General features: G+C 54.3%; 12 protein-coding genes. 10 read left to right on the top strand and 2 right to left on the bottom strand.

Going from position 1 to position 12,907, the window contains the following annotated elements; translation table 11 throughout:
- Positions 1-85 precede the first annotated feature (85 nt).
- Together AC6IZD_RS09365 and AC6IZD_RS09360 are read left to right on the top strand one after the other, a co-directional pair.
- Positions 86-1,678: a class I adenylate-forming enzyme family protein gene (locus tag AC6IZD_RS09365; protein ID WP_497787427.1), complete on the top strand. Its 1,593-nt coding sequence runs from the start codon at positions 86-88 to the stop codon at positions 1,676-1,678.
- Between the two features lie 4 nt (positions 1,679-1,682).
- Positions 1,683-2,717 carry an alpha/beta hydrolase gene (locus AC6IZD_RS09360; RefSeq protein ID WP_497787426.1) on the top strand — a complete coding sequence of 345 codons (1,035 nt, stop codon included), beginning with the start codon at positions 1,683-1,685 and terminating at the stop codon, positions 2,715-2,717.
- A 1-nt stretch (position 2,718) separates the two neighbouring features.
- Here the strand turns inward: AC6IZD_RS09360 and AC6IZD_RS09355 are convergent, their stop codons facing one another.
- Positions 2,719-3,174 (bottom strand): hypothetical protein, encoded by a 456-nt coding sequence (locus tag AC6IZD_RS09355; protein ID WP_497787425.1) that lies wholly within the window; start codon positions 3,172-3,174, stop codon positions 2,719-2,721.
- A gap of 410 nt (positions 3,175-3,584) precedes the next feature.
- Between AC6IZD_RS09355 and AC6IZD_RS09350 the strand changes: the two genes are divergently transcribed.
- The 3 genes from AC6IZD_RS09350 to AC6IZD_RS09340 are packed head-to-tail and all read left to right on the top strand — an operon-like array spanning position 3,585 to position 7,320.
- Complete coding sequence (locus tag AC6IZD_RS09350; protein WP_497787424.1) at positions 3,585-4,775, top strand: hydroxymethylglutaryl-CoA reductase; 1,191 nt, start codon at positions 3,585-3,587, stop codon at positions 4,773-4,775.
- 17 nt (positions 4,776-4,792) lie between these two features.
- Entirely contained in the window at positions 4,793-6,532 is a 1,740-nt protein-coding gene (locus AC6IZD_RS09345) for a wax ester/triacylglycerol synthase domain-containing protein (RefSeq protein ID WP_497787423.1), read from the top strand.
- 20 nt (positions 6,533-6,552) lie between these two features.
- Positions 6,553-7,320, top strand: coding sequence for an esterase/lipase family protein (locus tag AC6IZD_RS09340; protein ID WP_497787422.1), 768 nt, complete (start codon positions 6,553-6,555; stop codon positions 7,318-7,320).
- Here the strand turns inward: AC6IZD_RS09340 and AC6IZD_RS09335 are convergent.
- Positions 7,317-7,847 carry a polyhydroxyalkanoate synthesis regulator DNA-binding domain-containing protein gene (locus AC6IZD_RS09335; RefSeq protein ID WP_497787421.1) on the bottom strand — a complete coding sequence of 177 codons (531 nt, stop codon included), beginning with the start codon at positions 7,845-7,847 and terminating at the stop codon, positions 7,317-7,319. The genes AC6IZD_RS09340 and AC6IZD_RS09335 overlap by 4 nt on opposite strands.
- A gap of 107 nt (positions 7,848-7,954) precedes the next feature.
- Here AC6IZD_RS09335 and AC6IZD_RS09330 point away from each other — a divergent pair, with 107 nt between their 5' ends.
- The 5 genes from AC6IZD_RS09330 (at position 7,955) to AC6IZD_RS09310 (ending at position 12,893) form a co-directional block, all read left to right on the top strand.
- Entirely contained in the window at positions 7,955-8,905 is a 951-nt protein-coding gene (locus AC6IZD_RS09330) for a hypothetical protein (RefSeq protein WP_497787420.1), read from the top strand.
- Between the two features lie 226 nt (positions 8,906-9,131).
- On the top strand, positions 9,132-9,905 hold the full coding sequence (locus tag AC6IZD_RS09325; RefSeq protein WP_497787419.1) for a lipase family alpha/beta hydrolase: 774 nt from the start codon (positions 9,132-9,134) through the stop codon (positions 9,903-9,905).
- Positions 9,906-10,317: 412 nt separating this feature from the next.
- Positions 10,318-10,971 carry a CoA transferase subunit A gene (locus AC6IZD_RS09320; protein ID WP_497787418.1) on the top strand — a complete coding sequence of 218 codons (654 nt, stop codon included), beginning with the start codon at positions 10,318-10,320 and terminating at the stop codon, positions 10,969-10,971.
- Between the two features lies 1 nt (position 10,972).
- On the top strand, positions 10,973-11,653 hold the full coding sequence (locus AC6IZD_RS09315) for a 3-oxoacid CoA-transferase subunit B (RefSeq protein WP_497787417.1): 681 nt from the start codon (positions 10,973-10,975) through the stop codon (positions 11,651-11,653).
- Between the two features lie 58 nt (positions 11,654-11,711).
- Positions 11,712-12,893 carry an acetyl-CoA C-acetyltransferase gene (locus AC6IZD_RS09310; protein ID WP_497787416.1) on the top strand — a complete coding sequence of 394 codons (1,182 nt, stop codon included), beginning with the start codon at positions 11,712-11,714 and terminating at the stop codon, positions 12,891-12,893.
- Positions 12,894-12,907 lie beyond the last annotated feature (14 nt).

The raw sequence follows: 12,907 nt of genomic DNA, 5'->3' as shown, positions 1-12,907 counted from the left end.
GCTAAGAGCGTGGGGCTCTCCTCCCTCCTGTCCCCGCTGATTCTCCCCGACTCAGACGTCTTGCTTACATTTTCGGAGGCACACGATGAAATCCGGGACTCAGTTGAAACCTCGTGCTGTCATAGGACACGCGAATGTCGCTCTCCTCGAGTATCAAAACTTGGAGCGCTATGGTGACTACACGCGTCTCCACTTCGAACGTCAAACATTTACAAATACGAATGAGGTGCAATACGCGGGCCAGATCGCGAGCATTCTCCTCGACAGAAACGTAAAGCCAGGAGATCGTGTTCTCACCTTCATGCCGAATATGCCAGAACTGACGGCCTCCTTTCAGGCCGTTTGGACAGTTGGAGCCATCATTGTTCCAGTGAATCCGCTCTGGTCCGTTGCTGAATTGGCGTACACGTTGAAGAATTCAAAAGCTGGCACTGTGCTTACTATCCCGCAGCTCGCCGCGCGCGTTCGCGATGCTTGCGAGCTATGCCAACTTTCTCCGCAGTTGCTTTGCTTCGGCGACGCCAACGTTGCTGAACTCGAGAACATCTCGAGAGACGTGGCTTCTGCTCCGGCGTTCTGTACTCCAGTGGATAGAGAAGCGACGGATGCCGCGATGATTCTCTATACCTCCGGTACAACGGCACTTCCTAAGGGAGTGGTGATTACGCACGCAAATATCCCTGCTGCCATGGAGGCCGTTCATCGAGTGAACCCGTCCCTGCCGCGTCATCCCATTCTGCACGTTCTTCCTTTGAATCACATTTTCGGTGTGCTCCTGGTGCAGCTTGCGAACCGATGGGGAATGCCTTCGGTGTTGATGCGACAGTTCGACCCTGTTGCAGTCTTCAAGGCCGTCCAGGAGTTGCGGGTCGGATACGTCCTTATGGTTCCTACCATGCTGGTCTACATGCTGCACCACCCCGAGCGACCGAAGTACGATTTCTCAAGCTTATATCGCATAATTACTGGCGGTGCGCCGCTGCCCGAGCCGTTGAGACTCAGCTTCCAACAGGCATTCCGATGCCGTGTCGATCAGGGATATGGGCTTTCGGAGACAGGATTTATATCTTGCTATGGCGACCATGAAACGTATCGCACCGGATCTTCTGGTTGGCCTTGCCCCGGTTTCGATGTCCGGATTGTCGATGACAAGGGCCGCCCATTGCCGCCCCCGACCATCGGTGAGATCTGCGTAAAGGGCGACAGCATTACTCCCGGGTACTGGGATGATGCACTTGCTAGCAACGAAGCCTTCCACGACGATTGGTTCCATACTGGGGATGTTGGCTACTTGGATCGTGACGGATATCTTTACATCACCGATCGCAAGAAGGACCTGATCATCAAAGGCGGAGAGAATATTTCGCCACGCGAAATCGAAGAGGCTCTGTATCTGCACCCCTCGGTTTCTGAAACCGCTGTCGTGGGCGTGCCCGATACGGAGTTTGGAGAAGAGATCTGTGCTGTGGTGCAATTGCGCGCGGGCGCCGAAGTTACGTCAGACGAGATCAAGGAGCACGCCGCGCGTTACCTTGGAAAGTTCAAAGTACCCGTTCATGTAGTATTCAAGGAATCATTGCCTAGGACCTCCACTGGTAAGGTCAACAAAAGGGCCATAAGGCAACAACTTACCGGAATAGCATCAAATGCTGTAGCTCCTAAAGCACAGATTGGATAGAGGAATGAGGTTACATTTCAGTGGCCCTGCACATTATCGCGCATTGACTGCCGCAACCCTGGGCAGGGCCAGTGCAGAGGTGACGCTGCGACGCATGCTCCATGGCCCATTGTCCCCGGGGTGGAATTTTGCTGCCGAACTCGGCACCGAAATTATGCGGCGGCAACTTGTCATTGCCTTCAGAATGCCCGATATCGCTCAGGCTCGAATATATCTTGATTCGGTTTCCGTAAATTCTCGAGCTCTCGACAAGGTCACCTTTGAGAGTGTTTCAGACCCGCAGGCAAGTGGGACATGGATTACGCCGAGGATCCTGAGATCGACAAAGACTATTTTGTTCCTGCATGGTGGCGGCTATGCGTTCAATCCAAAGAGCTTCTATCGCAACCTGAGTGCGATGATCGCAGTTTCGGCCGGGGCCAGAGTGTTCGCGTTGGATTATCGACTGACGCCCGAGCACCGCTTCCCAGCACAGCTCATTGATGCGGGGAGCGGTTATCACTGGCTTCTAAAGAATGGGAACGATTCACGAGATCTAGTGGTGGTTGGTGATTCAGCCGGGGGAAACCTCACGCTGGCTCTTCTGCTATCGCTGCGTGACTCCAAGTTGCCTCTGCCAAGTTTGGCCGTATGTCTGTCTCCGGCCACCGACTTCGAAGGTAAGGGAATCGGTGCTCCTGCGAGCTCTCCCTATGACTGGATTACTCAGGAAATGGCGATTCATTGGGCAGAATGGTTCTGCACGCCCGAGCAACGGTGCAATCCGATGGTGTCGCCGTTGAATGCTGACCTGCGGGGATTACCTCCGATCTATATACAGGCCGGCGGCGCAGAGATTTTGTTCCCCAGCATTCAATTATTTGTTACCAGAGCTAAAGAGCAGGGCGCGGATGTAGAACTGGAAACGTGGCAGGACATGAATCATGACTTTCAGGCATTCGGGTATGATGTGCCACAGAGCGCAGAGGCAATCAATCGGATTGGCGCCGTGATTGCCTCCTCTGTATCGAGAGTCAGGAGTCAACCCACTGCCCCTTAACCTACTTGCCCACCTTACCTTCCACTGCTGACTGCGAGAGCATAATCGCCTTTTCGCGCAAGTCCCAGGAGAGGATGGCTTTGTGGGTTCCTTCGCGCGCCATACTGGTACTTAGGCGTCGCTCCGCTACGTCAAAAGTATCCTCCGCATCCATGTGAGCTTTGTACGCTTCGTCATCGGCCTGTTTGATCTTTGCAGCCAGTGATCTAAGCTCGGAAGTTGCTTTCCCATTCGCTTTTGCCTTGGACTTTTCTGCCGGCGCTAACTCATCGTAAGCAGCCTTCAACTCACTGTTCCAACTTGCTTTTACTTTCTGATCGAGCAAGTCCAGCGCATGGTTTGCATCATCGGCGGCTTTGCGCACGCGTTTCTTCTCTCCTAACCATCTCATTACGGACCAGCGCGCTGCCTCGGTCATCAAAGCCTTGGCTTCTTCAACCTCTCGCAAGTTCAGCATAAAACGAAGGGCCTCCTTGATCAGGGGACGATAACTCAGGAGGTTACTGATCGTCTAGGCTTTGTTTTCGGTCAGCAGCAAAAATCTACTTTACCGAGAGCTGAAAGGGTGTAACATTCCCAGCGCATGTGTAGGCCTGTGCGGAGCTCTCTATTCAGGCGGGCGAAAATGGGGCTAGCAGTTACATACTTCAGGTGATTGGCAACGTCTGTCCGGCTCAGGTCGGAACTGTGCGGATGAATGCGCCTGTTCACATAACGCGATGCCCGGGCTCGTACCTTTCGTTTGCCGCCTCTCCGACACGCCCTGCGGTATCAAGCACTGAGATGTTTGAACTACGTAGTCGACTTTTACAAGCACGTGGTAAGTGATTCATGCCTGCAAAGAATTCTGAGCGCGGGAGATCGTTAATGAAGAGCGCAATCAAAGCTGAACGCATACGCATCCCTCGGGACGCCGAGAACGACTACACTCACGAAATCGCAAGTACTCGAAGACAGTTCATCGAGGAACATACCGGGGCGCACCTTTCACACGTCTCCAAGTACTCATTCGAACCGTCAATCCTTCCTGGGAACGTCGAAAATTTCACCGGGGTCGCGCAAGTTCCTATTGGCATCGCCGGTCCACTGCTCATAAATGGCGAGCATGCGCAGGGAGAGTTTTACGTTCCTCTCGCAACCACAGAAGGTACTCTGATCTCAAGTTATAACCGCGGCATGCGTTTACTCACAGAGTGCGGCGGGGTTAAGACCACCGTAGTTGAGGATTCTATGCAGCGCGCGCCTGTGTTTGCATTCGCTGATGCTCTGCGCGCACGCGAGTTCGGCCAGTGGGTTGACGAGAACTTCCCGGCGATCAAGCAGGTTGCAGAATCCACAACGCATGTTGGGAAGCTTCGCAGCATCGATCAGTTTGCGGTTGGTCCGCTGCGCTATATGAGGTTCAACTACAGTTGTGGGGATGCGGCAGGCCAGAACATGGCGAGCAAGGCCACCTATGCCGCCTGCGAGTGGATCAAGGCTAACTATGCGCTTCATCCTAAGTACTTCCTGACAGGAAACATCGATACAGATAAAAAGCACTCTTTCATGAACTTTATTCTGGGCCGAGGCAAGCGTGTGGTCGCGGAGGCAATTCTGCGGGGAGAGTTCTTGGAGCAAACCATGCACATCACCGCCGCGGACTTGGCAGGCGCTCGTGACATTCAAATGGCCGGAGCGGTGCTTGCAGGTTCGTCGAACAATGGTGCCCACTCTGCGAATGCGCTAGCTGCGTTGTTCATTGCTACAGGCCAGGATGCTGCCAACGTGGCAGAATCTCACTCTGCGATGACCTACACGAGAGTGCTGGAGAACGGTGATTTCTACTGGTCCATCACTCTGCCATCTCTCATCGTCGCCACTTACGGCGGTGGCACGGGACTTGCCACCCAGAGGGAATGCCTTGAGATGCTTGGCTGCTACGGTAAGGGAAAGGTACACAAGTTCGCGGAAATCTGCGCCGCCGTGGTCCTTGCTGGTGAGACGTCTCTCGTCTCAGCCATTCTCCATGGTGATTGGGTCACCTCTCATGAAAGGTACGGGCGCAATCGTCCCTAATGGAGGAACGAAGAAACATGTTAGATACACATCCAAATCAGCCCCTCTCCTTCATGGATGCGTTCTTCTTGTATTTGGAGCAGCCTGGGGCGCCTCTCAATGTCGCATCGATTGCGGAGTTCGAAGGCGATATCTCTTTCGATCTGTGCACGAGATTCATTGAGTCGAAGCTCCCGCTCATTCCACGATTTCTGATGCGTGTTGCCATGCCATCGCTCATCGTGGGGACGCCAACCTGGCAGTACGATCAGAGCTTCGACCTGCGCAGGCATGTTCATGAAGTCACTCTGAACCATGGCACCGAGACTGAATGGAAGGCACTAGTCTCGGACATATTAAGCAAGCACCTCGACCGCAATCACCCTCTATGGGAACTCACGTTGGTTCATGGTCTGAAGTCGGAACACACTGGCGTGGTGCTGAAGGTACATCATGCTCTAGTGGACGGCGTCGCCGGAGTTGCCATGCTGAAAGTGCTGCTCGATCCGAGCCCAGTGCCGCCTACAGTACATCGGACGAAGCTCGAGGTTCCGGCTGCGACCACGCAGCATGAGCCGCTTGCAATTCTCGACACGCTAATCAACTCCTGCTTTTCCACCGCGCAGGCATTTCTCACTGTTCACTCCGAATTGTTGCGCATGGCGGAAAAGGCGGCTCTTCCCAGTTCGACTGCGAAGAGTACTAGTCCGAAAGAAGCCTCCGCGCAGGAATCCGTCAGCCCGCTTGCACGAATTGCCCCACTAGGAGATGTGGCGAGGCTTCTCTCGGAATTGGCAGAGCCGACACAGAAGCTACCCTTTAACAAGCTTAGTCACGGCCCACAAAACTTTGATTGGGCGAAGCTCTCGATGGATGAGATCGTAGCGGTGAAGCAAGCTTGCGAAGCTACGGTCAACGATGTTGTCCTCACGACCTTGAGCATGGCGCTTCGCCGATATGCTGAGTTCCATGACATCAAGGTGAAGGGACGCAACCTGCGGCTCGTAATCCCTGTCAACGTCCGCGATGAGAATGATAATGAAATGGTCGGGAACCAAATCACTTTCCTTCCGGTCGATATTCCTTGGAGCTATCGGAATGCGCGTGAGTTTGTATCCGTCATTCAGAAAAGAGTGAACTTTGCAAAGACGGCGCATGGGGCCGAACTTGTGGGCCTTATTGCGATGCTGCTGAGTGCACTTCCTACAGCGCTGCAGTCGATCACAGGAAACATCCTCAGCCAACTGCCGATAAGTGTCTGCAATGCCATATGCACTAATGTCCCTGGGCCGAGGGTTCCGCTGTATCTCTTGGGGCATAAGATGGTTGCAAGCTACCCGTGTGTGCCTCGAGGCGGCGAGATGGGCATGAACTGTGCAGTGCTGAGCTACGACGGATCTCTCTTTGTTGGGTTCACAGGAGATTCGCAGTGTATTCCCGACATTGGAGTGCTCGCAAAACTATTCCAGGAGTGCTTCAATGAACTGCGCGATGCCGTCGGAGTGCATATCACCAAGCCCAGAAAAGCAGTGACTCGGAAGAAGGTTGTCGCCGCGAGTCCGAAGGCTACACCTGCACGACGAGTGCGCGGCAAGAAGAAGTCGCTTGTGCAGGCGGAGAAATCTCCAGTTGAAATCGTTCCGGCCAAAGAGAGTGCTGGCGAGCCTGCTGCGGTCGAGATGCCGATGCATGCCATAGAACTCGTTACCTCAACACCTGCTGCCGACGAGCAATTTGCTTCTGAACCTATCGCGATGGTAAGGGCCGCAGGTGACTGACTAGCTTCTCGGGGTATGGGATGATCGCCACGAAACTTCACGATGATCCGAGCGAGTGGATAACGAAGTGGCATGAGTCGCTGTTCGGAGTAGATCTCCTGATGCTTCATGCCACTCCGGTCTACTGGGGCGTAGGTGTGCCTCATGGTGACGGATCCGCAGTAATCATGATCCCAGGATTCATGCACAGCGATGCATATCTAGTTCTGATGTATGCGTGGTTGAAGCGAATCGAATACAGCCCGTACTACTCCGGTATCGATCTCAACGCGGAATGTCCCAACCTGCTTATAAATCACCAACTGATTCCACTAGTCGACCAAGCGCGCGCTGAAACAGGGAAGAGGGTTCACGTCATTGGACACAGTCTCGGAGGCGTGATCGCGCGTTCCCTTGCAGCGCAGAAATCTGACTCAGTTGCTTCACTCATAACATTGGGCTCGCCATATTCAGGGGCAGTAGTTCATCCAAGCATACTGCGTGAGACGGAAGTGGTCCGCCGCTTCATTCAGAGCCAGCATGGAGATAAGGTTCCATCCGAGTGCTACACCGAGCGTTGCAAGTGTGAGTTTATGAGATCAATTCGGCGCGGAGTTCCACCTGCGGTCGACATGACGGCAATATTCACTCGCAATGATGGAGTGCTCGACTGGCGGCGCTGTCGGACAGGCGACAGCGATGTCGATGTAGAAGTGGGTGGCACACATGCGGGATTGGCCTTCAACCAGAGCGTCTACAAGGTGATCGCCGAGAGGTTGTACAAGGCCAGCCACTCCGGCCGGCGCTAATCAGGATCCAGCCTTGTTCGCTTTGCGGAAATATCTCTCTTCTTAAGACTCTCTTCAAGTTCTGCTACACGGGTTCTCAGCTGCTCAATTTCCGCTTCCTTCGGAATTTCAGGAGCTTGCTGAGCCCTGCTCTGTACAAACTTCCGCATCATTGACAGCGGAGACATAGCGGCTGTTTGCATGTCTGTAAGTCCACCCTGAATTGCCGATTGTAGCCTGTGGTAAGTGTCAAACGCTGATTTCAGGTACCACATGATGAATTCCTGGCCCACATGATCCGAGGCAATAATCAATTGCTTCAGTAGTTCCAGCGGAAGCCCTGTTGGATGGTCCTTAGCTGTTTCGGTGATAATCTGCGTCAAAGTAACCCGTGTAAGGTCCTCGCCCGTTTTCACATCCACAACTTTTACGTCTGTTCCATTTCGAACCAGCGCTGCAATCTCGTCGAGATTGATGTAGCGGCTCGTAGAAGTGTCGTAGAGTCTTCGGTTTCCGTATTTCTTGATTACGACCTTACCTGGTTCCAAGAATTTACTCCTTGTTGCGCTGCAATAAAGTTGCGGTACGTATTGACACCTAAACAGACAAATACTACCATCATGCCGATGCTGCAGTGCAGCAAAAGGAGGTTGGTATGCGTAAGGATGCGAATGGCCCCTCGGCGGTACATGAGCGGCCCTCTTCCTTTGTGTCTCTGCTGTCTGGGTGGGTGCAGCAGGGAATTGAGAGCTTCTTCGCCACGCAGCGGATCTTGGTTGATCTTGCAATGCGCCAGAACACACATGCTATGAAATCCATTCGGCAGGGGATTTCTCAGTCTGAGGCGAACGGCAAAGATACTCCCACCAAGATCCTTACCGAGTTGGCAGTGGAAGGAACCGCCAACTACATCGAAGCGCAACGCATCCTGCTCGACATGGCGCAGCAGGAGAATGAAATCGTCATGAACGGTGTCGGCGAGCGCGTAGGCGACTACAGTGGTGCGATCAAGGTCACCAATGTGGTTCGCCGTAGCATCGGAACCTTCATCGAAATGCAGCAGAACTTCCTGGTGCTTGCCAGCAAACGCACTCAGGCTATGTTGCGGCCCGAGGATTCCAAAGGGAAAGATACCAATGGTCTGATCGGACTTGCGAGCGACGCGATGGATCAGTTCATCGCTGCGCAGAAAGAATTCCTCGACGTTATTTCCGAGGAGACGATCGATAACGAAAAGAAGGAATACATCAAGAAGTCTGAGCGTGAAGATCTAACGAAGCTAGCGAGGGAAGCCGCTGATTCCTTCATCGACGCTCAGAAGAAGCTGCTCGACCTTGCTGGCCAGCAGGTGAACGTCAACCTGCAGGCCGCTACCCGTGCCCTCGATCTCCGGATGCCGATCCGATTGATGCCGGTTGCCGACATCGCTGGAGAGAGCGTCAAAAGTTTCGTGGATGCGGAGAAGGCTCTGGTTGATTCGATGATGAAGACCCGCGCTCATGCTGCGGAAACAGTCAAGGAAACACGCGAGGCAGTAGCGCCCAAGCGTCGTGCCGTTGCGCGCCGTCCTCGAGTGAAAACTCGCGCCAAAGCCGCCAAGGCGTAGCTTCCGTTCTAGGCGCACGCCGAGTAGCTCCTCCCGCTCCGGTATACCGGGGTTCCTTACCGGTGTACCGGAGTTTTGCGCCTAGTTAGTCTGGAGGTGCAAATCCCAGCGAATTTTCCTCCCGCGTTGCCACCTCCACGCATCAAAGTTTTTGGTCAACGAGTCCCCGATCTGCAACAGCTTCGATGAAGTCCTAGCGAAGCTTCCGGGCGGTGGCCATTTAACTATGCATACTCCGCTTGTAAAAGTGCTCGAGGAAGAAGCCGAGGCCGACCTCTCAATTTGGAAGGAAGCTCTATTTGCTGTTGAACTATTCCTTCTCCATGCATCTCCCGTCTACTACGGACTTGGCATACCACACGGTGATGGTTCCGGTGTCGTGATTCTCCCAGGGTTCCTGGGTAGCGACCACTATCTTGCTGAGCTACGTTTCTGGATCTCGAATATCGGGTACGAGCCATACTTCTCCGGCATAGCGCTCAATGCCGAATGCCCGAACCTACTCATCCAATACCGTCTAAACGAGACTGTGAGCAAAGCGGTCAAAGCTACCGGGCGTAAGATCCACCTTATAGGTCATAGCCTCGGTGGAATCATCGCTCGCTCCATCGCAAGCCAACGTCCAGATGACATCGCTTCCGTTATCACGCTGGCATCTCCGTTCCGCGGCACAATCGCCCATCGCACAATTCTGCGGGCTGCTCAGGTCGTCCGAGATCACATTATCAAGCAGCACGGAAGCAATGTTTTGCCTCATTGCTATACCGCGCGCTGCACTTGCAATTTCCTGGACTCGCTGCGTCGGAACGTCCCGCAGTCTGTTATGGAAACCGCTATCTACACGCTTGACGATGGAGTCGTAGACTCGCGTTACTGCCGGACAGGAGATTGTGACTGCGATTTCCAAGTACCGGGGACGCATATAGGCTTGGCGTTCAACGCGTCAGTCTACAAGATCATCGCGGAGCGCCTGGCGCTCGCCTCATCCCGCGAAGAGTGACAAAGGCCGCCTAGTTCGCCCAGTTCTAGAGGTTGTCGTGAGTCCACGATTCTATCGATTCATTCAGAGTCATTGCGTGTTGCAGTGGCTCTGGATAGTACTGTGGCGCAAAGGACTAAGGCTCTTTTGCTGTTGACTTGTTGTTAACCTCTGGCTACTCTCCTGCAGCAACTGACGTATAAAACAAGCTGGTTGGCTACTATGGAGAGAGTACTGAGATGCCCCGGGGGCGAACATGTCCCGAGACAACTCACGCATTCCGTGTCGCAAGCGCACGTGCTCCTGATGCTCGGCTGTATTCCTTCCGTAGTCCACAATGCTGAACACTCAAACCGCCTATTTTTTCTTCGCACGTCCATAGAAAAATCCAAGGCATTTTCGATCGATCCATTCCCATTAGAACGAGGCATCTATGCAAAAAGCCACCAACTGCACTAAAGCTGTCGAGATGATTCCTGACGGCGCAACGCTGATGATCGGCGGCTTCCTCGGGGTCGGAACTCCCCATCGTGCAATTGAAGAACTCATTCGGCAGGGGAAGAAGGACCTGACCGTCATCGCGAACGACACCGGGCGCCCGGCGCTCGGCATTGGCAAGTTGATTGTTGCCAAGCTAGTGAAGAGAGCTATTGTCAGCCATATTGGCACGAATCCTGAGACCCAGCGCCAGATGATCGCTGGCGAGCTAGACGTGGTCCTCACGCCTCAGGGCACGCTCGCTGAACAGATCCGGGCAGGCGGCTTTGGACTTGGCGGAGTCCTTACTGCGACTGGAATCGGAACCACGGTTGCCGATGGCAAGCAAACGGTTGAAGTCAACGGGAAGCAGTACCTAATTGAGCAACCGTTGCGAGCCGATTTTGCTCTGCTCGCCGCCCATCGTTCCGACTACCGCGGCAATCTCGAGTACTCATTGACAGCGCGAAATTTCAACTCAGTTATGGCCATGGCTGCTGGCCACGTGATCGTGGAACCTGATCACATCGTCCCAGTCGGAGTGATTCCGCCTGACGCTGTCGCTACGCCCTTCTGCTGTGTGGATTACATCATCGAGAGGTGCAACTAACATGGACGAGAAAGTACTTATTGCAAAGCGCGTTGCTCTTGAAATGCAGAGCGGCTCACTCGTGAACCTCGGCATTGGTTTGCCGACCACGGTTGCCAACTACCTCGCTCCTGGGCTCGAGGTGTATTTCCAATCTGAAAACGGAATTGTCGGCATGGCACCTGCTCCTGAGATGGGCATGATCGATCCTGATCTCACCGATGCGGGTGGAGGCTATGTAGGCGCAATTCCTGGTGCGGCCAGCATTGATAGCGCTCTCTCGTTTGGGCTCATTCGTGGCGGGCATCTCGACGTCACTGTGTTAGGTGGTCTCGAAGTCGATGAACTCGGACATCTGGCCAACTGGACGGTGCCTGGAAAGATGGTCCCGGGTATGGGCGGAGCGATGGACCTCGTCAGCGGCGCAAAGCGCGTGATCGTGGCGATGACTCACACCGCGAAGGGAAAGCCGAAGATCTTGAAGCGCTGCACGCTTCCACTTACGTCGGTTCGCCGCGTCAGTCTGATCGTAACTGAGCTGGCGGTGATTGAGCCCACGGAGGCAGGACTGGTGCTGAAAGAAGTCGCTCCTGGAGTTACGGTGGAGCAGGTGATTGCTGCGACAGAAGCCACATTGATAATTCCTGATAAGGTCGGCGTAATGCCGATTGATGAGCCCAGCGCGACTGCGGCCAAGGCATAAAGAATAGCGTTCATGCGAACGGCTGCTTGCATGCAGCACTCACAAGGGGAAGAAAGAAATGACAGATGTAGTTATCGTTTCTGCGGCTCGCACCGCTGTTGGAAAGTTTGCTGGATCTCTCGCTAGCGTACCTGCTCCGCAACTCGGCGCTGTCGCAATAGGCTGTGCACTTCAGCGTGCAGGTGTTGAACCTGAGGCGGTCAGCGAAGTGATCATGGGCAATGTCTTAGCTGCTGGTCTCGGCCAGAATCCAGCTCGCCAGGCGACGCTCAAAGCTGGTCTGCCCGTATCCACTCCGGCGATGACCATTAATCGCGTCTGTGGCTCCGGCCTTCAGGCTGTGATGACCGCTGCGAACGGCATCATCGCCGGAGACTCCGAGATCGTTGTTGCTGGTGGACAGGAGAATATGAGTGCCACTCCGCACCTGCTCAATGGATCACGTGACGGTTTCCGCATGGGCGATGCAAAACTAGTGGACAGTATGATCGTCGATGGTCTCTGGGATGTTTACAACCAGTACCACATGGGCATCACGGCCGAGAATGTAGCGAAGGAGTACGGCATCTCCCGCCAGCAGCAGGATGAATTTGCCGTGGCATCGCAAAACAAGGCTGAGGCTGCTCAGAAGGCAGGGAAGTTCAAGGAAGAGATTGCCGCAGTTCCGGTTCCGCAGCGCAAGGGGCCCCCGGTGAATTTCGACGCGGATGAATTCATCCGCTATGGAGCGACGGTTGAAGGCATGGCAGCACTGAAGCCTGCATTCGACAAGGCTGGCACGGTTACCGCTGGTAACGCCAGCGGCATCAACGATGGCGCTGCTGCTCTGGTCGTCATGTCTGCCAAGCGTGCGGCCGAACTCAACCTCAAGCCCCTGGCGAGAATTGCTTCCTACGCTGCTTCTGCCATCGATCCCAAGATCATGGGCATGGGGCCTGTTCCGGCATCACGCCGTGCTCTCGAGCGCGCAGGCTGGAACATCCAAGACCTCGACCTTATGGAAATCAATGAGGCATTTGCAGCTCAGTCTTGTGCAGTTCACAAGGAGATGGGCTGGGATCTCTCGAAGGTTAATGTGAATGGCGGAGCTATTGCGATCGGCCATCCAATCGGAGCGTCTGGGGCTCGCATCCTCGTTACACTGCTTTATGAAATGAAGCGCCGCAATGCCAAGAAAGGTCTTGCTTCGCTCTGCATTGGCGGGGGAATGGGCGTGGCCATGGCAGTAGAACGCGACTAGAAGAGTTTGCATCT

This window comes from Koromonas humicola (assembly GCF_059726255.1).
This window is presented reverse-complemented; position numbering and strand designations above follow the sequence as displayed.